Annotated in this window: 19 protein-coding genes and 1 pseudogene; 13 read left to right on the forward strand and 7 right to left on the reverse strand. The window is 67.7% G+C overall.

Features of this window, described 5'->3' with window-relative positions; translation table 11 throughout:
* The first annotated feature begins 114 nt into the window (after window positions 1-114).
* Window positions 115-726, forward strand: a complete 612-nt coding sequence (locus C507_RS0105615; RefSeq protein ID WP_018698689.1) for a LysE family translocator — start codon at window positions 115-117, stop codon at window positions 724-726.
* A 10-nt stretch (window positions 727-736) separates the two neighbouring features.
* Here the strand turns inward: C507_RS0105615 and C507_RS23015 are convergent, their stop codons facing one another.
* On the reverse strand, window positions 737-1,744 hold the full coding sequence (locus tag C507_RS23015; RefSeq protein ID WP_156829170.1) for a hypothetical protein: 1,008 nt from the start codon (window positions 1,742-1,744) through the stop codon (window positions 737-739).
* 576 nt (window positions 1,745-2,320) lie between these two features.
* A complete protein-coding gene (locus tag C507_RS0105620; RefSeq protein WP_018698690.1) occupies window positions 2,321-3,538 on the reverse strand; it encodes a lytic murein transglycosylase in 1,218 nt (405 codons plus the stop codon).
* A 328-nt stretch (window positions 3,539-3,866) separates the two neighbouring features.
* On the opposite strand from C507_RS0105620, the gene C507_RS0105625 reads away from it, so the two are divergent.
* The gene (locus C507_RS0105625; RefSeq protein WP_018698691.1) at window positions 3,867-4,883 is read left to right on the forward strand and encodes a KpsF/GutQ family sugar-phosphate isomerase; all 1,017 of its coding nucleotides are present in this window, start codon (window positions 3,867-3,869) and stop codon (window positions 4,881-4,883) included.
* A gap of 58 nt (window positions 4,884-4,941) precedes the next feature.
* On the opposite strand, the gene C507_RS0105630 is transcribed toward C507_RS0105625, so the two are convergent.
* Both C507_RS0105630 and C507_RS0105635 read right to left on the reverse strand, forming a co-directional pair.
* Window positions 4,942-7,239 (reverse strand): NADP-dependent malic enzyme, encoded by a 2,298-nt coding sequence (locus tag C507_RS0105630; RefSeq protein ID WP_018698692.1) that lies wholly within the window; start codon window positions 7,237-7,239, stop codon window positions 4,942-4,944.
* A gap of 94 nt (window positions 7,240-7,333) precedes the next feature.
* Window positions 7,334-7,981: a ceramidase domain-containing protein gene (locus tag C507_RS0105635; protein WP_018698693.1), complete on the reverse strand. Its 648-nt coding sequence runs from the start codon at window positions 7,979-7,981 to the stop codon at window positions 7,334-7,336.
* Window positions 7,982-8,073: 92 nt separating this feature from the next.
* Between C507_RS0105635 and moaB the strand changes: the two genes are divergently transcribed.
* Entirely contained in the window at window positions 8,074-8,643 is a 570-nt protein-coding gene (gene moaB / locus C507_RS0105640; protein ID WP_026318870.1) for a molybdenum cofactor biosynthesis protein B, read from the forward strand.
* A 153-nt stretch (window positions 8,644-8,796) separates the two neighbouring features.
* Here the strand turns inward: moaB and C507_RS22265 are convergent, their stop codons facing one another.
* Complete coding sequence (locus tag C507_RS22265) at window positions 8,797-10,770, reverse strand: cellulose binding domain-containing protein (protein WP_018698695.1); 1,974 nt, start codon at window positions 10,768-10,770, stop codon at window positions 8,797-8,799.
* Window positions 10,771-11,137: 367 nt separating this feature from the next.
* A complete protein-coding gene (locus tag C507_RS20465) occupies window positions 11,138-11,713 on the reverse strand; it encodes a glycosyltransferase (RefSeq protein ID WP_018698696.1) in 576 nt (191 codons plus the stop codon).
* Window positions 11,714-12,101: 388 nt separating this feature from the next.
* Here C507_RS20465 and C507_RS0105655 point away from each other — a divergent pair.
* The 10 genes and pseudogenes from C507_RS0105655 to C507_RS0105700 form a co-directional block, all read left to right on the forward strand.
* A pseudogene (locus C507_RS0105655) lies at window positions 12,102-13,175 on the forward strand (PA0069 family radical SAM protein); the annotation flags it as partial.
* A gap of 104 nt (window positions 13,176-13,279) precedes the next feature.
* Entirely contained in the window at window positions 13,280-13,945 is a 666-nt protein-coding gene (locus tag C507_RS0105660) for a ribonuclease HII (protein WP_018698698.1), read from the forward strand.
* Window positions 13,946-14,189: 244 nt separating this feature from the next.
* The gene (locus C507_RS0105665; protein ID WP_026318871.1) at window positions 14,190-15,368 is read left to right on the forward strand and encodes a hypothetical protein; all 1,179 of its coding nucleotides are present in this window, start codon (window positions 14,190-14,192) and stop codon (window positions 15,366-15,368) included.
* Entirely contained in the window at window positions 15,292-16,095 is an 804-nt protein-coding gene (locus C507_RS0105670) for a hypothetical protein (RefSeq protein WP_018698699.1), read from the forward strand. Before C507_RS0105665 ends, C507_RS0105670 begins: the two co-directional genes overlap by 77 nt.
* Window positions 16,096-16,317: 222 nt before the next feature.
* Entirely contained in the window at window positions 16,318-17,256 is a 939-nt protein-coding gene (locus C507_RS0105675) for a sulfite exporter TauE/SafE family protein (protein ID WP_026318872.1), read from the forward strand.
* Window positions 17,257-17,263: 7 nt separating this feature from the next.
* Window positions 17,264-18,070, forward strand: a complete 807-nt coding sequence (locus C507_RS0105680; protein ID WP_018698701.1) for a TIGR02186 family protein — start codon at window positions 17,264-17,266, stop codon at window positions 18,068-18,070.
* Window positions 18,071-18,112: 42 nt separating this feature from the next.
* A complete protein-coding gene (locus tag C507_RS0105685) occupies window positions 18,113-18,592 on the forward strand; it encodes a DUF3429 domain-containing protein (protein ID WP_018698702.1) in 480 nt (159 codons plus the stop codon).
* A 491-nt stretch (window positions 18,593-19,083) separates the two neighbouring features.
* Window positions 19,084-19,902 (forward strand): RNA methyltransferase, encoded by an 819-nt coding sequence (locus C507_RS0105690; RefSeq protein ID WP_051089717.1) that lies wholly within the window; start codon window positions 19,084-19,086, stop codon window positions 19,900-19,902.
* A complete protein-coding gene (murI, locus tag C507_RS20470) occupies window positions 19,899-20,723 on the forward strand; it encodes a glutamate racemase (RefSeq protein ID WP_018698704.1) in 825 nt (274 codons plus the stop codon). The genes C507_RS0105690 and murI overlap by 4 nt, the downstream gene beginning before the upstream one ends.
* A gap of 356 nt (window positions 20,724-21,079) precedes the next feature.
* Complete coding sequence (locus C507_RS0105700) at window positions 21,080-22,714, forward strand: sensor histidine kinase (RefSeq protein WP_051089718.1); 1,635 nt, start codon at window positions 21,080-21,082, stop codon at window positions 22,712-22,714.
* 24 nt (window positions 22,715-22,738) lie between these two features.
* Here C507_RS0105700 and C507_RS0105705 read toward each other — a convergent pair whose 3' ends face one another.
* A complete protein-coding gene (locus C507_RS0105705; RefSeq protein ID WP_018698706.1) occupies window positions 22,739-23,647 on the reverse strand; it encodes an AraC family transcriptional regulator in 909 nt (302 codons plus the stop codon).
* Window positions 23,648-23,757: the final 110 nt, after the last annotated feature.

The raw sequence follows: 23,757 nt of genomic DNA on the forward strand, positions 1-23,757 counted from the left end.
CACCCCGGGGCGCCGTTTTGCGTCCGGGGGCGCACTGGACGGCCGCGACCCCGGGTGGAATGATCCATCGAACGGAGAGGCCGCCAGCCTTCCGGTAGGGAGGAGACGACCGACATGAGCCTGGACTTCCTGATCACCACCCTGATCGTGGTCGTCTCGCCGGGCACCGGCGTGCTGTTCACGCTGGCCTCCGGCCTGTCGCGCGGCGCGAAGGCCAGCGTCGTCGCCGCCTTCGGCTGCACGCTCGGCATCATCCCGCACATGGCGGCCGCCATCACCGGCCTCGCCGCCCTCCTGCACACCAGCGCGCTGGCCTTCCAGACGCTCAAATATCTGGGCGTCGCCTATCTTCTCTGGATGGCGTGGCAGACGCTGAAGGAGACCGGCGCGCTGAGGGTCGAGACCGAGGTCGCGCCGCGTTCGGCCCGGCGGACCATCGTCCAGGCTGTCCTCATCAACGTGCTGAACCCGAAGCTGTCGATCTTCTTCTTCGCCTTCCTGCCGCAGTTCGTGGCGCCGGGCGAACCGCAGGCGCTGGCGCGCATGCTGGAGATGAGCGGCGTCTTCATGGGGCTGACCTTCGCGGTCTTCGCCTTCTACGGCATCTTTGCCGCCGCACTCCGCGCGCACGTTATCTCCCGCCCGCGCGTCATGACCTGGATGCGCCGCACCTTCGCCACCGCCTTCGTCGGGCTCGGCGCGAAGCTGGCGCTCGCGGAGCGATAATTATTTCAAACTAAAAATAGTAGCTATACAAAAAGCTGGAAATTAGATTTGAAGCAATCGACAATAATACTGTCAACCCAAGACCTAATATTGTGATGGCAGCCGAGTTCCATCCCTCTTTCACCTCGTCGTAAGCCTCGCAATCAGCATCATTCAGAAGAATCACAGAAGGGACGACATTGGCCGAAATCCTTCGGCGGACCGCCCTCATAATCGAAGCCTGACACATAACTATGACTGACCAGATTGAAAGGCCAACTGCCGCCAAAACAACGAGATCAGAAACTCCAGCGGGTATCGGCGAAAATGCGTAGAATCCAAAGAGAAACGCCGCCATTCCAATGCGCGAAAGCTGAGAGACCCCAGCCTGAATAACAGTATATTTCTTATACAGAAAGTCATTCAAAGGCTTTCTGGGCGTCTTCTTGAGAGTTTGAAACCACTCCTCGATAGTTGAAACAAAAGACTTAGCCACTAAGAAATCTACGAAATCGATCGATATCTTCACCGAAGCCCAGTGACGACGGACCAAGAACAGAAAGCTAATTTCTTCAATTCCGCCTTCTTCCTCAGCACCCCGGTCGATCAAAACAGGCAACGATGAATCAAGGTTCACATTTATAATGCACCTTTGAGGACCCGGCGCCTGAGGTAAGGTTATAACAAATTCGAGTCGGAGAATTATTTCGGACGTTATTTCGTGATTCTGGACTCGGAGAGATTGAAAACGCTCCCAAGAACTATAAGTTACTGACTTGTCGCTCGCGTGCTTTACCACCACAGATACAGTAGGCCCCATCTCCACATTGTACAACTCTAGCTGATCGCAAATCCTCTCATAGAGATTATTAAAATCCTGCGCCGAAATAACGACATTGCCGCGAAGTATCTTCGAAAGACTTTCGGTTTTCCCAGTAACCGCATGATATATCGCTTGAAGCGCAGACCTTGGAAGCTTGTCCACAGAAGCATTTTCTAACAAATCATCGTTGGAAAGCTCTGATTTGTCTGAAGCCATCTTTCCCCCCTTAGTTCCAGAACCGAAAGAAACCTCATAATCTTAGTACAGAAATCAGTTTCGTAACGCGACATACTTAAGGCGAAAAATACATGTGCGGGCTTGATGGACGCGTCGAAGCGTTGGAAGCGACGGGCGAAATCCGAGACAACCCGGTTCCTCCTACCTTTATGAACTGCAACCTCCTGGGTAGCACCATGGCAATAGGGGAAGCAGTCACCAGAAGAGCCGCCGACGGGAGGGCATGTGAGTGACTTAGTGAGTAGCTTGGCCGACGTTGAGGCACAATATGACCACAGATCAACGTCGCGACGCGTTGCAGCGAGAGATCTAAGCAAACATGGAACACGTTACTAATAATACAGTACTTCCGCCTCGACCAACCAACCATTCTCGGCGGTGCGGACGCAAGGCCACTCTTTCGCTTTCGGATCGAGATCGCGAATGGTCAGGGTGCTCATTTGCGCCAACTCGTGGTCGCACGACCGGCGAATCCCGACGGGCTTAACCCATAGTTTATTGTGAAGCGCAAACGCCCTCAAGGATTGAGATCCGCTGCGGCGGGAACCGCCCCCCCTACCCCTTCAACTGCTGCAGCAGCTTCACCGAGGCGTAGCCGTCGGCGATCTGGCCCATGCGCTTCTGGTAGTCGCGGATGGCGGAACGGGTCATCGGCCCGACCTTGCCGTCCACGCCGCCGGTGGAGAAGCCCTTGCGGGTGAGCAGGGTCTGCATCTCGCGCACCTGCGAGCGCGACAGCGGCGGATCGTTGCGCGGCCAGGACTTCTCGAAGGGCCCGGCGCCGATGATCCGGTCGGCGAGATGGCCCACGGCGAGGGCGTACGAGGTCGCGTTGTTGTAGCGCTTGATGACCTCGAAATTCTTCAGCATCAGGAAGGCCGGGCCATTGGCGCCCGCCGGCAGGATCAGGAACGCCTTGTCGCCGGGCCGCGGGAAATCCCGACCGCGGGTGCGGGTGATGCCCAGGCGCCGCCACTGGCCGAGCGTGCGCCAGGTCTCCTCGTCGGCGAGGGAATAGTCGAAGCCGCGCGGCAACTCGACCTCGTAGCCCCAGGTCTTGCCGTCCTCCCAGCCGAAATTCTTCAGATAGTTGGCGGTGGAGGCCAGCGCATCCGGCACGTTGGTCCAGATGTCGTTCTTGCCGTCGCCCTCGTAGTCGGCGGAATGCTGGCGCCAGCTCGACGGCATGAACTGGGTGTGACCCATGGCGCCGGCCCAGGAGCTTTCCATGTTGGAGGCCGAGACGTGGCCCGCCTGCACGATCTGCATGGCGGTGACGAATTCCTGGCGCCAGTAGTCGCGCCGGTCCGTCGCGTCGCAGGCAAGCGTCCCCAGCGCGCGCAACGCGTTGTGGCGGCCCATGTAGCCGCCATAGCTCGTCTCCACACCCCAGATCGCCAGCACCACGGCCGGCTCCACGCCGTAGCGCCGCTCGATGTTGGCGAGCTGGCTGGAATATTTCTGCGCCATCTGGCGCCCGGTGGTGATGCGCGAGGAGGAGACGGCCGAATCGAGATAGTCCCAGATCGGCTTCACGAACTCCGACTGCTTGCCCATCAGCTTGACGGTGTCGGGATCGGGCGTCAGCCGCGAGGTCAGCTGGGTGAAGGTCGCTTGCGAGATTCCGGCCGAGCGCGCCATCGGCCACATGGACTTCAGGCACTGCTGGAACGAGGCGGCCGCCGCCGGTGCGGAGGCAAGGCTCGCGAGCGCGAGTGCGCCTGCCGCGGCAAGCGCGGAAATGCCGGAGAATCGAGCGGTTCTGAACGCCATCGCTTGTCCCTTTTCGGTCCGGTTTCCTGCCTGGCCGAAGCAATATCTAAGGCAGAAACGGGCACGAACCAGCCGTCGGACGGGCCGCGGCGGTCCACGATCTGGTAACCACAACAGGGTTAAGAAAGCGTGGCGGAGCGCGGTTCCTGCTCCCGCGACGCGCGCGGCGCCGACATCGTGTTGCCGGGATTGGTGGCAAGGGTTGCGTGTGTCGCCCTTTCTGGGCGTGCCCCGGCGCGCTATGAAGGCCCGGCCGGCCCTCTGCCAGGCCCGATGGCGCTGCAGCGCCCGATCCCGAGACCCGAAAGACCCACGGCCCCGTACCCTCATGACCCCGTCCGCCTCCGCCCCCGCCCCGTCCGACGCCCCCGCCACCGACGGGACCGACTGGCTTGCCTCCGCGACCCGGACGCTGGAGACGGAGATCGCGGGGCTTTCCGGTCTCAAGGCGGCCCTCGGCAACGGGCTCGGCGCCGAGTTCGTCAAGGCCATCGAGACCATCCATGCCGGCAAGGGCCGGGTCATCGTCACCGGCGTCGGCAAGAGCGGCCACATCGGCTCCAAGATCTCCGCGACGCTCGCCTCCACCGGCACGCCCGCCCATTTCGTGCACGCGGCGGAAGCCAGCCACGGCGATCTCGGCATGATCACCGAGGAAGACGTCATCATCGCGCTCTCCTGGTCGGGCGAGACCAAGGAGTTCGCCACCATCGTCGCCTATGCGCGGCGCTTCCGGGTGCCGATCATCGCCATGACGTCCAGCCGCCGCTCGGCACTGGGCCGCGCCGCGACCGTCAACCTGGAGCTGCCGAAGGTGGCCGAGGCGTGCCCGCACGGGCTGGCCCCCACCACCTCCACGCTGTTGATGCTGGCGCTGGGCGACGCGCTCGCCGTGGCGCTCCTGGAAGCACGCGGCTTCACCGCCCAGGACTTCAAGGTCTTCCATCCCGGCGGCAAGCTCGGCGCCCGGCTGCAGCACGTGCGCGACGTCATGCATTCCGGCGCGACCGTGCCGCTTGCCCCCTCCGGGACCCCCATGAGCGAGGCCATCGTGCTGATGACCGGCAAGGGCTTCGGCACGCTCGGCATCGTCGACGAGCTCGGGCACCTGGTGGGTATCATCACCGACGGCGATCTGCGGCGGAATCTCGGCTCCGATCTTCTCGGCAAGACCGTCGACGAGGTGATGAGCCGCGGCCCCAAGACCGCCGAGCCGGGCGAATTGGCCGGCACCGTGCTGGAGCGGCTCAACGCCTCCCAGATCACCGCGCTGTTCGTGGTGGAAGGGTCGCGCCCGGTGGGCATCCTCCACCTGCACGATCTCCTGCGTTCCGGCGTCGCCTGACCGACCGCCCTCCGGCGGGCGCCATCCGCGCCCGGCCCGGGACTGGACCGCAAGCGGCCTACTTCGCCACCGCTTCCCGGCTTGCCGCTTCCACCGACGCCACCGCCGTCATGTTGACGACGCCGCGCGCCGTCGTGGAGCGCGAGACGATGTAGGCCGGCTGCGCCGCGCCCAGCAGAAGCGGGCCGATGTGCAGCGACTGGGTCATTTCCTTCAGCAGCGTCATGGCGATGTTGGCGGCGTCCAGGTTCGGGAACACCAGCAGGTTCGCCTCCCCCGTCAGCCGGCCGGACGGCATGGAGCGGCCACGCACCAGCTCCGACAGCGCATCCTCGCCGTTCATCTCGCCGTCGACTTCCAGGTCCGGCGCCGTGCGCCAGAGGATCTCCACCGCCTTGCGCATCTTCAGCGCCGAGGCGGAATCGCGCGAGCCGAAGTTGGAGTGGGAGAGCAGCGCCGCCTTGGGCGTGGTGCCGAAGCGGCGGACCTGGCGGGCCGCAAGCCGCGTCATCTCCGCGATCTCCTCCGCCGAGGGATCGTCGGCGACGGCCGTGTCCACCAGGAAATAGGTCCCGGTCTGGCCGATCAGGATCGACAGCGCCGCGAAGGAATCGATGCCCGGCGCGCAGCCGATGATGCCCTGGATATGGGTCAGGTAGTCGTCGAACCGGCCCTCCAGCCCGCAGATCAGCGCATCCGCCTCGCCGCGCTTCAGCGCCAGCGCGCCGATGACGGTGGAGTTGGAGCGCACCGTGGTGCGGGCGCCGTCCGGGGTAACGCCGTGGCGCCCGACCAGGCTGAAATAGAGATCGGAGTAGTCGCGGAAGCGCGGATCGTCCTCCGGATTGATGACCTCCACGGTGTCGGGGCGCAGCCTGAGGCCGTAGCGCTCCGCCCGGCTCTCGATCACCTTCGGCCGGCCGATCAGGATTGGCTCGGCCAGCCCCTCCTCCTGGATGATCTGGGCGGCGCGCAGCACCCGCTCGTCTTCGCCCTCGGCATAGACGATGCGCTGCCGGCGGGACTTCGCCTCGGCGAACAGCGGCTTCATCAGCACGCCGGTCTTGAACACGAAACGGGTCAGCCGGTCGGTATAGGCGTCGAAGTCCTCTATCGGGCGGACCGCGACGCCGGTGTCCATCGCCGCCTTCGCCACGGCGGGCGCGATGCGCAGGATGAGCCTCGGATCGAAGGGCGACGGGATGAGATAGTCGGGGCCGAAGGTGCGCGTCTCGCCGCCATAGGCCTTGGCGACAACCTCCGACGGTTCCTCCTTGGCGAGATCCGCGATGGCCCTCACCGCGGCCCGCTTCATCTCCTCGTTGATGGCCGTCGCCCCCACGTCCAGCGCGCCGCGGAAGAGATAGGGGAAGCAGAGGACGTTGTTGACCTGGTTGGGGAAGTCCGACCGGCCGGTGCAGATCATCGCGTCGGGGCGCGCCTCGCGCGCGACGTCCGGCATGATCTCCGGCGTCGGATTGGCGAGCGCCATGACCAGCGGCTTGTCCGCCATCCGCGCCACCATCTCCGGCTTGAGCAGCCCGCCGACGGACAGGCCAAGGAACATGTCGGCCCCGTCGATCACCTCGTCCAGGGTGCGCTTGTCGGTGGGCTGCGCGTAGACCGATTTCCAGCGGTCCATGCCGGCGTCCCGGCCCTCGTAGACGAGGCCGTCGATGTCACAGACCCAGATGTTCTTCCGGTCGGCGCCCAGGGACACGAGCAGGTTGAGGCAGGCGAGCGCGGCCGCGCCGGCGCCCGAGCAGACGATCTTCACGTCCTCGATTTTCTTGCCGGCGATGGCGAGACCGTTGGTGGCCGCCGCGCCGACGATGATCGCCGTGCCGTGCTGGTCGTCGTGGAAGACCGGGATCTTCATCCGCGCCTTCAGCCGGTCCTCGATCTCGAAGCAGTCCGGGCCCTTGATGTCTTCCAGGTTGATGCCGCCGAAAGTCGGCTCCAGCGCTGCCACCACGTCGCAGAAGCGCTCGATGTCGCGCTCCTCCACTTCGATGTCGAAGACGTCGATGTTGGCGAACTTCTTGAAGAGGACCGCCTTGCCCTCCATCACCGGCTTGCCGGCGAGCGCGCCGATGGCGCCCAGGCCCAGAACCGCGGTGCCGTTGGAGATGACGGCCACCAGGTTGCCGCGGGCGGTGTAATCCAGCGCGGTGGTGGGGTCCTTGGCGATCTCCAGGCAGGGGGCCGCGACGCCGGGAGAATAGGCCAGAGAGAGATCGCGCTGGGTGCCGAGCGGCTTGATCGGCTGGATCTCGAGCTTACCCGGCCGCGGCACCCGGTGATATTTGAGCGCGGACTCGTCGAGTGTCTCGCTGGACGGCTTCATCTGCGACATGCTGTCTCCTTCGGCGCCGGGCCGTGCATCGCGTGGCGCAAACGATCCGCCCGCCCCTGTCGCCTCAGGCATTAGCCCAAGACGCGCCGGCGTTTCAAACCGTCTTGCGGCGCCGGGGCCGATCGAGCGCCGTCATCATCGCGATGTAAAGGACTGCGGCGTTCAGCACATGCCACATGAAGTGGGTGCCGAACGGCAGGACGGCGCAGAAGGGCTCGTCCACGATCCGGAACGCCAGCGAGGCGCAGAACACCATCGCCGCGCACAAGAGGCCCACCGCGCGCGGATCGCGGCGCCCCGCCAGGATCGCACCGGTGCCCACCAGGCCCAGAAGCGCAGGAATGTAGCCGGCCGACCCGCCGAAGACCGGTTCGAGCAGCGGCACTGCGCCGACGCTGGCCGCCAAATAGAGACCGGTCGCCGCGAACGCCCAGCCGATCCCCAGCCCGAAGAAACGCCGCATGGCCAGGAAGAAGAAGCCGTAGATGAACAGCGCGATGGGCGCGACGTCGGCGATGGCGCTCCATCCGGTGGCGAAGGTGTGGAACAGGAAGGACCCGATGCCGATCACGCCCGTCAGCAGGGCGAGCAGCAGGACCGGCAGGTCGTCCTTGCGTCCGGCCCAGGCCCGGATCGCCAGCGCGGCGGCCACCAGGAAGGCGAGATTGGTCACCGCGTTCAGCGGCTCGGCCCAGAAGCCGGATCCCAAACGCTCGCAGTAGAGATCCAGCGCCTCGTTCACAGCCCGCCTTCCCCTGCCCCGCCGCGCTTGTGAACCGGGCCGCGCGGCGCCATGGTCCCCTCCGACGTTCCTTGCCGCGTGGAGATCCGACCATGTCCCGTCTCGACCAGACACGAAGTTTCATACCGGTGTCCATCGCCATTCTGACCGTATCGGACACCCGCACCATCGAGACCGACAAGTCGGGCGACACCCTGGCGGAGCGGATCGGAGAGGCCGGTCACTGGCTGGCGGACCGCGCGGTGTGCCCGGACGACACGGCCGAGATCCGCGGCCATGTCCGCCGCTGGACCACCGATCCGGAGATCGACGTGGTCATCACCACGGGCGGGACCGGCTTCACCGGGCGCGACGTGACGCCGGAAGCGATCGCTCCGCTCTTCGACAAGCACATGGAAGGCTTCTCGGCCGTCTTCCACCGGCTGTCCTACGACAAGATCGGCACGTCGACGGTCCAGTCGCGGGCCACCGCCGGGCTGGTCAACGCCACCTTCGTGTTCGTTCTGCCGGGCTCGCCGGGCGCCTGCCGCGACGCCTGGGACGGCATCCTGAAGGCCCAGCTCGACTACCGGCACATGCCCTGCAATTTCGTGGAGATCATGCCGCGCCTGTCGGAGTCCCTGCGCCGGGGCGCCACGGAAGGGGGCGGCCGAAGCGCCTGACCACCCGGCGCGTACCGCCATGCCCCGCCACGAGGGCAGGCGGCGGTCCGAACGGCAGATGGCAAGGGCCTCGCTCAATCGACATCCCCGGGTTGGGTCGCTGACGGAAGGCCCGCCACGCCGGCAACGGCGTGGCGGCAGAGTGGGGCGACCTCAGACCAGCAGGTCGAGATCGCCGCTGACGATGAAGCCGATTTCCGCCGACTGGCCGCCGGCCAGGTCGCCGTTCCAGCCGACATTCGACAGGGCATAGCCCTCGTCGTTTTCCGCCGCCTCGACGCCCCAGCTGGAAACCAGCTCCATGTCGGTGTCGAGCTCGAAGGACCAGTCTTCCAGCGCCGCCTCACCGACATTCTCGACCGTTGCGCTGAAGTGGAAGGTGTCGCCCCAGGAATCGACCAGCACCAGGCCGACCGCGACGCCCGCCCCGGCCTCCACGCCGCCGTCCGGGGCATCGTCGCCGGAGGATCCGCCGGTCGCGTCGCCATCGTCCGTGCCGCCGGCATCGCCCGTCCCACCCGTGACGCCGGGCCAGGCGCCGCTGACGCCAACGAAGGTGCCGGCGGAAAGGGCCTCCGCGTCAACGCCCGCGAGCGTGATGGTCTGGTTGTTGATGGCCGTCAGGTCGATGACGGCGTTGCCGTCTGCGTCCGATCCGATGGTGAAGGACTCGTAGCTGGTCCACAGCGCCGACAGGTCGATCTGGTCGGCCTCGGGATCGAAGTCGTCGATGACTTCGCGGGCGCCCCAGTTCCAGGTGAAGGCATAGACCATCGGGGTGCCCGTACCGGTCCCGACTCCCGTGCCGTCGCCCGCGTCGTCCCCGCCGCCAGCGTCCGTGCCATCGCCGGTCCCGGTGTCGCCGCCGGTTCCATCGCCCGAACCGGCATCGCCATCCGATCCATCGCCCGTGCCCCCATCGCCGGTGGAGCCATCGCCAGTTGAGCCATCATCGCCGCCCGTGTCCCCACCTGTGGCGCCGCCTGCCGCCGCGATGGCGGCAAAGACCTCGTTTCCGGCGGTGGCGTCGAGGAAGGTGAAGTTCGCCTCCGACAGGTCGGCGAGCGACACGCCCTCCAGCAGGATCGTCTGCTGGTTGGAGGGAATGGAGAACTGCACGCCCGCATCGGTCTCGACGACCTCGAGCTGGTCCGCGCCGATCCACGCCACGAAGACCGTGGAGCTTTCCGGATCGAAGTCGGAGATCACCGCGTTGGCGCCCCAGGACCAGTTGATCACCACGTCGGCGGTGGCGGCCGTCACGCCCGCGCTGCCGAACCCGTCGCCGGCATCGACCACGGCGCCGCCACCGTCATCCGTGCCGCCGTCGTCGGTGCCGCCATCGCCACCGGCGTCTCCGGTTCCGCTGCCGTCGCCCGTGTCGTCGCCACTGCCCTGCCCGTCGCCGGTATCCACGTCCGCGCCGGTCTCGTAGCCGGCAATCAGCGCCTCGACGGTGGGCGACTCGTAGCCGCCGAACTGCTCGACATATTTGAGGATCGAGGTGCCGTACTCGTCGGTGGAGACCGTGCCGCTCTGCAGCAGCGACAGCGTGCCCCAGGCGCCGCGCAGGTGCGCCGCGGCCAGCACGCCGGTGAGGGTCAGCGTCACCTCCATCGGGGCGCCGTTGTCATAGTAGGTGAAGGTCTCGCCGAGATAGTCGTTCAGGCTCTCGCCGCTCTGGGCGAGCCCGTTCTCGATGACGCTGAGATTGTAGCCGAAGGCATCCAGGATCGCCTGGTCCTGGACCTCCTTGGTCATGAAGGCGTCCAGCGACGTGGCGCCGTTCTTGCCCGTCCAGGTGCCGTCCCACGTGTTCGTGGCCGCGCCGTTGCCGTAGTAGACATCGTCCTCGTAGTAGCCGAGGTCGATGAGCAGCGCCTCGCCGAACTGGAAGCCGACGAAGCCGAGCGAGTTGGTGGAGCGGTAGGCCATCGCCTCCCATTCGGCGTCGGTCAGGTCGCCCCAGCTCGCATAGTCGGGGAAATAGTCGCCGACCGCGCCACCGGCCCAGCTGTCGAGCTGCCAGTCGGCGATCTCACCCGTCTCGTAGCGCTCCCGATCCCATCCCGATTCGAAGGCGAGGAGTGCCGCAAGAAAGTCGCCGAATGCCCCGTTGGTCGTCATTGCCCATTTCCCTCACTGCCGGTGGCCTGGCCCGGATGGACGACCCCCGCGAACTACTGACCCCCTTATGGCTTGCCGCCGAATATGGCCTGTATGGGGCACTCAAGACCGGGAGACGGCCCGTCCGCGCCGGGGCGGCCGTCTGGCTCACCCCGGAATTTCAGGGGCGCATCGGCCCCGGCGGGAGACGCCGTTTCGGCCTGCGCGAGCGCGCACGCGGCGCGCGAACCTGCGCATCTCTGCGCAAGTCTGCGCACAATCGCGCACAGGTGGCTCAAGCCTGCGCAGCGCGCGCGGCAGACACCGGCCGGCACGCGGTCAGATCATCGGAAATTTTGAGGGTAAAGCGGGCTCGGAACGGCCCGAATCAGGGATGGACCAGCGCGCGCGAGCGCAGGACGCACAGCCGGCGCCAGGACACCACGGCCTCGAGCGACGGTGCGCGCCCCCCGTCGGCAAGCGCGTCGGCCATCACCTTGCGGGTCGCCAAAAGCCCCTGTTCCGGCACCGGCAGGCCCAGGAGGCGGGAACGCAGGGAGACCACCGCCTGGGAAATCCGGCGGGGCCGGGCAAACTCGTCGAAACCGAAGCGGAAGACCGCGGTGCGATCGGCCGCGCGGCCCGCCCGCTCGGTGGCCTCGACGAAGCCTCCGACTTCGTTCTGCCAGCCAGGCTCCAGCGCCACCGACGGTTCCAGCACCAGGACCCAGCGTCCGCGCTCCACGGCTGCAAGCGCCGCCGCCACGCGTTCGTCGCGGTCCGCGTCGAGGCTGAGACATCGGCACCCGGCCGCGTCGGCGACCTGCGCGGTGCCGTCATCGGAGGCCCGGTCGGCCACGATGACCTCTGCGACAACCCCGTCCACCGCCCCCGGCACGAGCGCGGCGAGGCAGCGAGCGAGCGCGAATTCGTTGTTATGTGTCGGAATAATGACGCTCAGCATTCGCAGTCCTTACCATGGTGCGGCGCACAAGGCGAGGGCGTTGCGTCCACAAATTGCGCGCCGGAGGCCGAATACGCGCCACTTGTTGCGCAGCCGGCGCCCGGCCCGCAGCCGGTCGGGTACGGCGAATAGGAACATTTCCCTTGCGGAACCTGTTTGTTCCTGTATTGTTCCATCCATGCCCGGACCCGATGCGATCCCAAGCGAGAGCGGATGGGACGGGCCGACAAGAGAACAAACAGTGATCAGACAGAAGGCGCAGGCTGCGGGAAAGCAGCGGCGCCGGTAACGGAGAGGTGGCGCCATGAATGCCCCCCTGCGACAGCCGCTGGCGGCGAAGCCCGCCCCGTTCTCCCCCCTTCTCGACGACGAAGGGGCAGCCCCCTTCGGCGCCCGGATCGACGGCGCCCGCCGGCGCGGCCGCGGCGCGGCGGTCAATCCGGCCGGGCGGTTCGAGCCCATCGAAACGGAAATCCTGGACGATGGCTGGGACAGTCTCGGCGACCTGCCGGCCCTGAAGACCGAGGTGCGGCTGGAAACGCCGCGCACGGTCATCACCCGCAACGACTCGCCCGATATCGGCTTCGACCGCTCCATCAACCCCTACCGGGGCTGCGAGCACGGCTGCACCTACTGTTTCGCCCGGCCGTCCCACGCCTATATGGGCCTGTCGCCTGGACTGGATTTCGAGACCCGGCTGACGGCCAAGCCGGGCGCGGCGGCCGTACTCGAGCGCGAGCTGGCGAAGCCGCGCTACCAGCCCCGCACCATCGCCATCGGAACCAACACCGACCCGTACCAGCCGATCGAGCGCGACTACAAGATCACCCGCGAGATCCTCGAGGTTCTGGAGCGGACCAACCACCCGGTGGCCATCGTCACCAAGTCGGCGCTGGTCCTGCGCGACATCGACATCCTCGAGCGGATGGCCGGCAAGGGCCTCGCCAAGGTGGCGATCTCCGTGACGACACTGGACCGCAAGCTCGCGCGGACCATGGAGCCGCGCGCCGCCACCCCGGAGAAGCGGATCGAGGCGCTGGAGCGGCTGTCGGCGGCGGGCATCCCGACGAGCGTCATGGTCGCGCCCGTGATCCCGGCCCTCAACGACGCGGAGATCGAGACCATCCTGGAGCGCGCCTCGGCGGCCGGTGCGAAGGAGGCCGGCTATGTGCTCCTGCGGCTGCCGCTGGAGGTCTCCGAGGTCTTCAAGGACTGGCTGCTGCGCTATTATCCGGACCGCTACCGGCGGGTCCTTTCGATCATCCGCTCCATGCACGGGGGCAAGGACTACGACGCCACCTTCGGCAAGCGGATGAAGGGCGACGGCCCCTACGCCTGGACGCTCGGGCGGCGGTTCGAACTGGCGGCGAAGCGGCTCAAGCTGAACACGGAGAGGCGGCGCCTGCGCACCGATCTCTTCGAGCCGCCCCTGGGCGACGGCTGCCAGCTCAGCCTGTTCTGAGCCCGCGGTCCGGGGCGGCCGGCGGGAATCGTCGGCGGCCCGGGTTTCCGATCCGGGCGGCGGCGGGCAAGATGGGGGCCTGCTCGAATCAGACGCCGCCCGAGATGCCTGCCGCAGCCGCCCCGACCAAGCCGCCCCGCCCCAACCCCGCCTTTGACCGCGCCGCCCGCAAGCGCGCCGGCGGTCCGGTGTGCGGCGTCGACGAGGCCGGACGGGGCCCCTGGGCCGGCCCGGTGGTTGTCGCCGCCGTGACCTTTCCCCACGGCGTGAGCGTCCGCGGCGTGGCCGACAGCAAGGTGCTCTCGCCCCAGGTACGCCACGCGCTCTATGCCGAGATCGTTGCCCGGGCGGACGTGTCCGTGGTGCTCGCCTCGTCCAGCCGCATCGATGCCATGAACATTCGCGAGGCGACGCTGTGGGCGATGACGCGCGCCGTCGCCGGCCTGTGCGAGCGGCCTCGGCTCGCCCTCGTCGACGGCAAGGACGTACCGAAGGGGCTGGCCTGCGCCGGCGAGGCGGTGATCGACGGCGACGCGAAATCGACGGCCATCGCCGCCGCCTCCATCGTCGCCAAGGTCACCCGCGACCGGCTGATGCAGCACATGGCGCTGTCCTTCCCCGACTACGGCTTCGAGCGCCACAAGGGTTACGGCACCAAGGACCACCAGACGGCTCTGGCCTGCTTCGGCCCGACCGTTCACCATCGCCGGTCCTTCCGCCCGATCCGTCTGCTGCTCGGCCTCGACGGGGCCGAGGGCGTACCCGGCTGATCCCTGTCGATCGCCAGACGGGGCGGCCGTCCGGCGATCTTCCCTGTGGAGAACACGGCACCCGTGACGGCCGTTCGCGGCCGTCGCGCCCTTGCCGGCGGCACCCTGACATCGCCACGATCCGATCGATCACCTTCACCCGGCGTTAACCATGACGGGCCGAAAAGAGGGGATAGCCCGAACCCGGACAATCCACGGATTCCCGCCGCTTCGGGCAGCAGACTATTGCCGGAGCAGCTTGCCGATGCCCGCCCTCAGCCGCCTGCCGAAATCGAGCCGTCCAGCCCCGGACAAGACCCGCGCCCCCGCCGAAACGCCGGCAGCGCGCGCCGCCCGGTCGCCGTCGCCGCACCTCGACGTCTCCCGCTTGACCACCCCGGCCCAGAAGGGTCAAAACCGCTCCCGCAGCGACGCTGCCGGCAGCTGGTTGCCGGCCGGTTCGCTGGACCGCGACGTCGACACCATCGCCGCCACGGTCGACCGACTTGTTTCGGCTCTCAATTCGCGGGACTGGATGACGCCTCCCCCCATTTCCACAAAGGCCGACCGCTCCCTCACGGGTGCGGACGCACAGGACACGTCGCGCGAAGCGGACGATCTGGCGTTCGCCGAGGGCGCGGATTTTCGCGAGATCGCCCGGCGCATCGCCGAGTTCCGCAAGAGCCGGCCGGATCCGGCCCAGAGCTCTCCAGCCCCGGCGCGCCGTATCGTTCGACGAACCGCGTCGGGCGAAACATCACCGTTGGAGACAGTCGCATCTCCCGAGGCCGATGCCCGCGCGGAGCGGTGGGACGCCGACTGGCGTGCCGATCCGAACGCGCCGGACGCCGCGCCAGCCGCCGAGGAGACGCGTGAGCCGGACAGCGTCGACAGCTGGGCGCTGAAGGCGCAAGCCGCGCTCGACGCCCCGGCGACCGGGGAGCCGCATGACGCGCGCTGGGCCGACATCGCCTGGCCCAAGGCGTCCACCGCACGGAACGCAACGCCGACCGCCCCCGAGGCCGGGCCGGCAACCGGCGAATCCTCGCTCCGCCAGCGCCTCGCCGCCCTGCGCGCCCGGGTCTCCGGCACGGCGGCAGAAAGCGCGGAGCCTACTCCAGACGGGATGGTGGCCGCGGAGGCGCCTGCCTTTGACGACGGCCTGCGCGAGCCGCAGACGATCGAAGCGCGCGACGCGCAGGTCGCCCACGACAGCCTTCCGGCCGAAATCCCGCTTGACGAAGCCGCCGCAGAGGCGCCCCTCGACGACGCCTGGATCGGAGACGCCGACGATGCGTCCCAGGCGGAGGAAATCGAGACCTGGGGCACCGACGGCGACAACGAGGACGTCTCCAACGAGAGCCTGCTTGCCGCCCCTCGACGCCCACCTTGCCTCCCAGGCCGAGACCGACCTGGAATTGGCCACGGACGTTGCCGAAAATGACGGGCCCGCGGGCTGGACGAGCGCCGACGAGGCGGCGGCAGCGGCGGAGGACCGCCGCATGGCGCTGGAGACCGCCAACCGGTCGGAAGACGTCGCGCGGGCGACCTCGGAGCGGATCGACGAGTTGTTCGAGCGGATCGACCGCATGGAAGCGCAGGACCTCGGCGGCAAGCTGGGCGCGCTGGCGGACCGCTTCGACAGCCTCGATTCACGCCTCGATGCAATCGCGGCGGCCGCGGCTGCTCCGGTGGATTTCTCTCCGGTCCTCGGATCGCTGGATGCCGCCGAAACGCGGCTGGCCAGCCTCGAGACCTCGATCGCCGAACAGCATTCGGCACTGTCGCGGATGCTCGGCGATCTGACCGCTCCGGTCTCCGATCTGCCGAAGATGGCGGAGCGCATGATCGGCTTCGAGAGCCACTTGCAGGAGCTCGCGCTCAGGCTGGAAACGCACGAGCTCAACGTGCGTGCCATGAAGGCGCTTGCCGACGCCATGGAGCGGCTGGAGGCCAAGCTCGCGCGGCCGCGCGCCGGGGCGCCGGCCATCGAGGTGCCCACCGCGCCGCGCCATCCCGTCGACCAGGACAACCGCCGCGCGGAGGCAGCCGATGCGCCGTCCGAGCGTGCGTCCGCCGCGCCGCAGGCGCCGAAGCGCAGTCCTGCGATGACGGAACGCGAGGCCATCCTGGAGCGCTACCGGCGGCAGGCACGCCCGCGCGAAGACTGAATCCTGCGCCCCGCCGCCTGCCCGGTGCGGGTGGGCGGGACGCAGGCCCGGCAACACGCGCCGGACGGTGCGACGCCGTCGCGCTATCGAATCGTCGCCAATCGCGCCATTATGGTGCGCGGACATTGACAACGCTTGCCGGCCGGGCGCTTAACTGCATCCGCGACCTGCCGGCCGGCCCTCCCGAAGTTCCACCGTTTCGACGGCAACACTGCGAACCCTATGGAGATTTACCTCCCAATCGCGGAATTGCCCGTGAACGTGTTCACGGTGTTCGCGATGGGTGCGGCCGTGGGGTTCATTTCGGGCCTCTTCGGCGTCGGCGGCGGCTTTCTCCTCACCCCGCTCCTGATCTTTTCCGGCATCCCGCATCCGGTCGCAGTCGCCACGGTGACGCCGCAGATCGTTGCCTCCTCGGCCTCCGGCGCCCTCTCCTACTGGCGAAAACGGCTGATCGACGTGAAGCTCGCCGGCTTCCTGTTCGCAGCCGGTGCCGTCGGTGCGGCGGCGGGTGCGTGGCTGTTCGCGATTCTCGAACGCCTCGGCCAGCTCGACCTCGTCATCAGCATTTCCTACACGATCTTCCTCGGCTCCATCGGCACATTGATGCTGACGGAAGCTGTGGGCGCGATCCTGCGGGCCCGCAAGGCGCGCAAGGCCGGCCGCACGATCCCGACCGGCCGACGCTCCGGCCATCACAACTGGATCCACAAGCTGCCGCTCAAGGTCCGCTTCCGGCAGTCGCGCCTGTACATCAGCGTCATTCCGGTGATCGTCATCGGCGGCACCATCGGCTTCATGGGCACGCTGCTCGGAATCGGCGGCGGCTTCATCATGGTTCCGGCGCTGATCTACCTGCTGCGGGTCCCCACCAACATCGTGATCGGCACCTCGCTGCTGCAGATCCTGGGGACCATGGCCGTGGCCACGGTGCTGCACGCCACCAACACCAAGACGGTCGACATCGTGCTGGCGCTGATCCTGATGGTGGGCGGCGTCATCGGCGCCCAGTTCGGCGCCTCCTTCGGCCTGAAGCTGCGCGGCGAGCATCTGCGCGCGCTGCTCGGCCTGCTCGTCCTGGCGGTGGGCATCCGGTTCCTGGTGAACCTGACCCTGACGCCGGACCACCTCTACACCATGACCATCATTTCGGGCGGTTGAGGCGATCATGGAAGCCGCACGGCAACAGCGGGGGCGCACGCACCGCCGGAGCCTGATCCGGGGACTGGTCGCCTTCGGACTGATGCTCGGCTGCGCCGTGCCGGCCGCCGCCGAAAAGCTCGTGGCCAGCCTGTCGGCGCCGCGCGTGGAGATCAGCTCCAACTTCGCCGGCGCCGAGATCAGCGTGTTCGGCGTGATCGACCGCGACGCCCAGACGATCGCCCGCCGGGGCGGCTACCAGGTCGTCGTGACCATCGCCGGCCCGGCCGACGAGGTCGTTGTGCGCCAGCGGCGGCGCGTGGCCGGCATCTGGATCTCCGGCACCTCGCAGCGCTTCACCGACGTGCCTTCCTTCTATTCCGTGCAGTCATCGGATGCGCTCGACGAGATCGCACCCTCGATCCTGGCCCGCCAGCTGCGGCTGGGGCTGCTCTATGTGGGCCACGGCGGCCCGGCGCGCGGCAGTCTCGGCATCCGCGAACCGTTCCGCGAGGCGCTGGTGGAGCTCAAGCGGGAACAGGGGCTGTACGTGGAGCAGGAAGGTGCCGTCACCTTCCTCAGCCCGAATTTCTTCCGGACCACGGCGAGCTTCCCGGCGGCCGTGCCCGACGGGCTCTACACCGTCCAGGTCTACCTGTTCGCCGACCAGGCCTACCTCTCCTCCACGTCGCTGGACCTCGTTGTGGCGAAGAGCGGCTTCGAGCAGAGCATGTATGTCTTCGCCCAGGACGACTCGCTTCTCTACGGTCTGGCCGTGGTCATCATCGCCGTCTTCACCGGCTGGCTGGGCGGCGTCGTGTTCCGCAGGGATTGATCGCGCCGGCGCCCGCGCAGCCGTAAACCCGGGAGGAAATCCATGTCGACGAAATCCGGAGCCACCGGCGGCCTGCCGCCCAGGACAGGCGTCCCGCATCTGGCGCGCACGCTGGCCCTGGCCGGCGCCATCCCGTTCGTCGCGGGCGCCGTCCTGCTGTGGATCGGATCGGTCGGCGGCCTGTCGGGGGATTTCGTGTCCGGCGCGCTGAAAAGCTACTCGGCGGTGATCCTGTCATTCCTCGGCGGGGTGCACTGGGGGCTGGCGCTTGCCGCTCCGGACACGCGCTTCCGCGACCGCGAACTCCTGTTCTCCATCGTCCCGGCGGTGGTGAGCTGGGTGGCGGTGCTGTTCGCGCCCGGCATCGCGCTGATGGTTCTGGCCATCGCGTTCCTGCTGCAGGGGCTGTTCGATATCTGGATCGCGCTGAAGGATCACGCGCCGAACTGGTACGCGCGGCTCAGGGCGGAAATGACGCTGATCGTGTGCGTGCTGCTGCTCGTCGCCTGGGCGGCGCTCTGAGCGTCGGGCCTTGCCCGACCGACGGCCGCGACGCAGGCCGAAGCCGGTCCGGGCGACCGTGACCCACCCCGGAAAAAAGAAAAGCCGGGCTCCAGAGGAGCCCGGCAGTTTCGCGCGCGACGAACGCGCGCGTCACCTTCCAGAGGGGAACAGCTGCCTTCATCGACGGGCCGCAGGGAGGAGAACGCGGCCCGGTTCATCCATCAGCTGAGGACCCTGATTTGGACCTTTTGCGCTGCACAAACAAGCGGCATCCCTGCATGACTGGCATGCAACGACTGCATCGGTATTGATCAATTGCCGGAAATCCTGGAATTTCCAGCATCCGAGATGGGCAGAAAAGGTTGGGTGGGAAACTGTTTTTCGTCTGGCCCGGCCGTCCCCTTGGGTGCATAGCAGCATACTTCTCCGCCTAAGCGGGTCGCCGCCGCCATCGAACCGCCCGCTGATCGCCCATTTCCCCTCCCCGTCCTTCCACTATGATCCGCGCCATGACCGATACCGATTCCCAGCCCACCGCCTCCTCGACGCCACCGGCCATCGTGCTGGTTGAGCCGCAGCTCGGCGAAAACATCGGCACCGCAGCCCGGGCCATGGCGAATTTTGGGCTGGACGACCTGCGGCTGGTGGCGCCGCGAGACGGCTGGCCCAACGAAAAGGCCGTCGCGAGTTCCTCCGGCGCGGTCCACGTGATCGAGAAGGCCCGGGTGTTCGACACCGCGGAGGCGGCGATCGCCGACCTCAACCTCGTCTTCGCCACCACCGCGCGGGCACGCGGCCTCCAGAAGGAAGTGCTGGGCCCGGAAGAGGCGGCCGGCCGGCTGATCGCGCCGCCTGCCGGCACCGCCTGCGGCGTGCTCTTCGGCCGCGAGCGCTGGGGCCTGACCAACGACGAGGTCGCGCTGGCCGACGCCATCCTGACCTATCCGGTGGACCCGCGCTTCGCGTCGCTCAACATCGCCCAGGCCGTGCTGCTGTTCTCCTACGAGTGGCGCCGCCAGGAGACCAGCGCAGCGCTTCCCTTCGCCACGCCCGAGGCGGCGCCGCAAGCCTCCAAGCAGGATCTGATCGGCCTCTTCGACCATCTGGAATCGGCGCTGGAGCCCACCGGCTATTTCCGCCCGCCGGAAATGCGGCCGGTGATGGTGCGCAACTTGCGCTCGGTGTTGCAGGATGCCGACCTCGGCGTCACCCAGGTCAGACTCCTGCGCGGGGTGATCGCGCACCTGGAGGGTCGGCGCGGCAAGCTGGTCCCCCGCACCGAAGAGGTGCCGGCGGCCGCGCCGGACACGGACGAGCCCCGGGAATGACCGGGCCGATCCTGGTCTTCGATTCCGGGCTGGGCGGAACCACGGTGCTGGCAGCCATCCGCGATCTCATGCCGGGCGAGGACCTGGTCTATCTCGTGGACGATGCCGGCTTCCCCTACGGCGACTGGGAGGACGAGGCCGCCCTGGTCTCCCGCATCGTGGAGACCGTCGCGACCGCCGCCGCCGAGACGGGCGCCCGTTGCGCGGTGATCGCCTGCAACACCGCCTCGACGGTCGCCCTCCCGGCCCTGCGCGCCCGCCTCGCGATTCCCGTGGTCGGGACCGTTCCCGCCGTCAAGCCAGCAGCCGAGCGCACCCGCAGCGGTCTGGTGAGCGTGCTGGCGACCCCCGGCACCGTGCGCCGCGAGTACACGCGCGCGCTGATCGACCGCTTCGCGGGCTCGGCCGAGATAACCCTCGTCGGCTCGCCGCACCTCGCCGCCCTGGCCGAAGCTCACGGGCGCGGCGACCCGATCGACGCGGCTGCGCTCGCGGCGGCCGTTGGGGCCTGCTTCGTCGAGACCGGAGGCCGACGCACCGATACCGTCGTGCTGGCCTGCACCCACTACCCGCTTCTCCTGGAACCACTTGAGGCTATCGCGCCCTGGCCGGTGGCCTGGATCGACCCGGCACCGGCGATCGCCCGCCGTGTCCGCGAGGTGGTGGCGCCGGCTCCGGCACGCGCCCGCGCCGACCTGCAGACGCGGTCCACCGCCGGTCGGCCGCGGAGCGACGAGATCGACCGCATCCTCGCCCGGTTGGACCGGCCCGCGAGGACGGATCGAGACCCTGTGCAGACCCCGAAAACATGTCTTAGTTAATTGTGCCGCGCCCACATTTCGGACGTTGTTCGCAATGACAGTGCATCGACCGTTTGCCGTCCGCTCCCTGGTTTCCTGCGCAGGCGGGAAACCGGGTGTCGAACCGTCTCCGCACCGCCGCCGGGGTGGTTTGACAACCCGCCCGGTCGGTTACGTTTCATCAGGTACCCCATGGCCCAGGTCGATCGGGTGACGACATCGCGTCGACCGGCCGCTCCAGATCAACAAGGCGAGTCCCGTCGCAGCGCCCGGGCGAGATCAACCGGCAGGCGACAGGCTCCACGCGAAGCGGATCGAACGTGAAACGCGGTTTCCGCAGGCTGCCGACGGCGACGATCGGCTTCTACCTGATAGCAATGGTGGTGGCCGTCGCGCTGCCCATGCTCGCCTTCGTGGTCATCCTGCTCGACCAGCTGGAAAGCAGCGAGCGCGTGGCGCTGGAACGGCGCACGGTGCGAGACGCGCAGGCTCTTTCAACCACAGTGGACCGCCAGCTCCACGACATGTCGGTCACGCTGCGCCTGCTGGCGACCGCGCAGGAGCTTGCCGAAGGCGACCTGGAAACCTTCCACAACCGGACCCAGTCGGTCCTGCGCACAAGTTCGATGTTCCTCCTCCTGGTGGGCGAGGATGGTCAGCAGCAGCTCAACACCCGGGTTCCCTTCGGGACCGAGCTCGGCCCCATGTCCAATCTCGAGGCGCTGAACGCCGCGCTCGAATCCAACACCATCGAGGCCTCCGACGTCTTTTTCGGGCGCACCAGCGGAAAATGGGTATTCAACATCACCATGCCGCTGCCGGAAGAGCTCGATCAACGCGGCGCCGCCCTGATCCTGACCCAGAACGTCGAGACCCTCGGCAGGCTGCTCAAGCCCGAAGGCCTGCCGCCGGGCTGGTCGGCGACGCTGGTGGACGGCAGCGGCCAGGTGATCGTGTCGAGCGACGACCGCGAGCCCGGCGTGCGCTACGACGAGCAGATCCTCTCGGAGATGTCCGCCTACAGCGGCACCATCTCCGGCGGCAATGTTGATGCCGGCATGCTGGCCGGCTACGCCCGGGTTCCCGGCTGGTCGTGGAGCGTGATCGTCGCAGGACCGGTGAACGCGGCCCAGGCCTCGCTGGTCTCCACGTGGCGCCTGCTGATCCTCGGCGGCCTGGTGCTGGTGGTCATCGCCATCGGCGCGGCGCTGCTTCTTGGCCGGCTGATGCGCAATTCCATCGTCTCCATCGCCGACATGGCCCAGCGCCTGGGGCGGGGCGAGATCGTTGCCCCTGTGTCCACGCGCATCACCGAAGCGAACGAGGTCGCGCTCGTCCTCTCCGAAGCCTCGTTCGACCGGTCCGAGGCGGAGGACCGGCTCCACTTCGTCATGCGCGAACTGGCACACCGCACCAAGAACCTGCTCAGCGTGATCCAGGCGATGCTGCGCCAGACCGCCCGCCAGAGCGACACGCTGGACGAGTTCCAGCAGGCCGTCAGCGGCCGGCTCCAGGGTCTGGCCCGATCCATCGACCTGTTGACGGCGGAGAACTGGACACGCGTGTCGATGGACCAGCTGGTGCACAGCCACCTGCAGAATTTCATCGATACCGACGACCGGTTGGCCACCGCCGGCCCGGACTTCCCGCTCAAGCCGGAAGCCGTTCAGAATCTCGGCATGGCGTTCCACGAACTGGCGACCAACGCCGTGAAGTATGGCGCATGGTCGGTCCCGGACGGCAAGGTGGTCATCGACTGGAGCGAGGCGCCGTCCCAGGAGACCGGCGACCCGTGGCTGACCATCCACTGGCGCGAGCTTGGTGGCCCGCCGGCCGAGGAGCCAAGCCGGAAGGGGTTCGGCTCGACGGTCATCGAGCGCCAGCTGACGGCTGCGTTCGCCGCCACGGTCACCCTCGACTACCTGCCCGAGGGCCTGCGCTGGACCATGAGCGCGCCGTGCGCGACCCTGAAATGGGAAGCCGCGCGCAAGGCGGACCCGCACCAGCGCTGACGCAGGCCCGACCGGCGGGAATCGTCAGACCCGCACGGCCTCCGGTGCCTCGACAACAGGCAGCGACCGCAGCCGCGCCACGTCGCGCGCGGGCGGCGCGCCGAACAGGCGCGCATATTCGCGGCTGAACTGGGAGGGGCTCTCGTAGCCGACCGAGAAACCCGCGCGGGCGGCTTCGACCCGGTCCGCCAGCAGCAGGCGCCGGGCCTCGTGCAGCCGAATCCGCTTCTGGTACTGAAGCGGGCTCATCGCGGTGACCGCCTTGAAGTGGCGGTGGAAGGTTGCGGGGCTCATGCCGGCGACCCTGGCCAGCGTGTCGATCGATACCGGACTATCGAACCGCTCGCGCATATAGGCGATCGCGCGCCCCACCTGCGAAAGCCGGCTGTCGGCATGGACGAACTGGCGCAGGATATGGCCCTGCTCGCCCTGGAGGAGCCGGTAGAGAAGCTCCCGCTCCACGAGCGGCGCCAGCATCCGGATATCTTCCGGACGGTCGAGAAGGGCAAGCAGCCGCAGGATCGGATCGATGAACTCGGCGGTCATCCGGCTTACGGCAAGCGCCTCTGCGCTTTTCGCCGGAGCGGCTTCGTCCGGCAGGTCGAGCAAAATCTCGGCCAGCAGCGCCCGGTCCAGTTGCAGGCTGACGGCCCGGTACGGCTTCTGCTCGCTCGCTCCGTGGATTTCGGCGCTCACGGGCATGTCGAGGGAAACCACGAGATAGGTGCCGGCGTCGTACTGCACCACGCGCTCGCCAACCACGACGCGTTTGGCGCCCTGCGCCACGAAACACACCAGCGGCTTGTAGAGCGTCGGCGACGGCAGCGTCGGTTCACCGGTGTTGATCAGGGTGACCCGCGGCAGCTCGGTGGTCTGCCGGCCATCCGGGCAGAACCGGCCGATCGCCGTTGCCAAATCCTCTCTGTCAGCCATGTCGATCTCCAGCGCTTGACCCGCCGATCATGTGTCATGCGTGGCGCCCCGCGCCACCCCGACGTCACGGCATTGAGAGGATCGTGCAAGAATACGGCAAGATCCGTCTA

The organism is Amorphus coralli DSM 19760 (genome assembly GCF_000374525.1).
Classification (GTDB): domain Bacteria; phylum Pseudomonadota; class Alphaproteobacteria; order Rhizobiales; family Amorphaceae; genus Amorphus; species Amorphus coralli.

Bases quoted from the DNA above. Each gene is read 5' to 3' on its own strand.
- C507_RS0105615 (WP_018698689.1), top strand. From the start codon at position 115: ATGAGCCTGGACTTCCTGATCACCACCCTGATCGTGGTCGTCTCGCCG.
- C507_RS0105625 (WP_018698691.1), top strand. From the start codon at position 3,867: ATGACCCCGTCCGCCTCCGCCCCCGCCCCGTCCGACGCCCCCGCCACC.
- C507_RS22265 (WP_018698695.1), bottom strand. From the start codon at position 10,770: ATGACGACCAACGGGGCATTCGGCGACTTTCTTGCGGCACTCCTCGCC.
- C507_RS20465 (WP_018698696.1), bottom strand. From the start codon at position 11,713: ATGCTGAGCGTCATTATTCCGACACATAACAACGAATTCGCGCTCGCT.
- moaB (WP_026318870.1), top strand. From the start codon at position 8,074: ATGTCCCGTCTCGACCAGACACGAAGTTTCATACCGGTGTCCATCGCC.
- C507_RS0105665 (WP_026318871.1), top strand. From the start codon at position 14,190: ATGCCCGCCCTCAGCCGCCTGCCGAAATCGAGCCGTCCAGCCCCGGAC.
- murI (WP_018698704.1), top strand. From the start codon at position 19,899: ATGACCGGGCCGATCCTGGTCTTCGATTCCGGGCTGGGCGGAACCACG.
- C507_RS0105685 (WP_018698702.1), top strand. From the start codon at position 18,113: ATGTCGACGAAATCCGGAGCCACCGGCGGCCTGCCGCCCAGGACAGGC.
- C507_RS0105660 (WP_018698698.1), top strand. From the start codon at position 13,280: ATGCCTGCCGCAGCCGCCCCGACCAAGCCGCCCCGCCCCAACCCCGCC.
- C507_RS0105690 (WP_051089717.1), top strand. From the start codon at position 19,084: ATGACCGATACCGATTCCCAGCCCACCGCCTCCTCGACGCCACCGGCC.
- C507_RS0105620 (WP_018698690.1), bottom strand. From the start codon at position 3,538: ATGGCGTTCAGAACCGCTCGATTCTCCGGCATTTCCGCGCTTGCCGCG.
- C507_RS0105630 (WP_018698692.1), bottom strand. From the start codon at position 7,239: ATGTCGCAGATGAAGCCGTCCAGCGAGACACTCGACGAGTCCGCGCTC.
- C507_RS0105675 (WP_026318872.1), top strand. From the start codon at position 16,318: ATGGAGATTTACCTCCCAATCGCGGAATTGCCCGTGAACGTGTTCACG.
- C507_RS0105680 (WP_018698701.1), top strand. From the start codon at position 17,264: ATGGAAGCCGCACGGCAACAGCGGGGGCGCACGCACCGCCGGAGCCTG.
- C507_RS23015 (WP_156829170.1), bottom strand. From the start codon at position 1,744: ATGGCTTCAGACAAATCAGAGCTTTCCAACGATGATTTGTTAGAAAAT.
- C507_RS0105705 (WP_018698706.1), bottom strand. From the start codon at position 23,647: ATGGCTGACAGAGAGGATTTGGCAACGGCGATCGGCCGGTTCTGCCCG.
- C507_RS0105700 (WP_051089718.1), top strand. From the start codon at position 21,080: ATGGTGGTGGCCGTCGCGCTGCCCATGCTCGCCTTCGTGGTCATCCTG.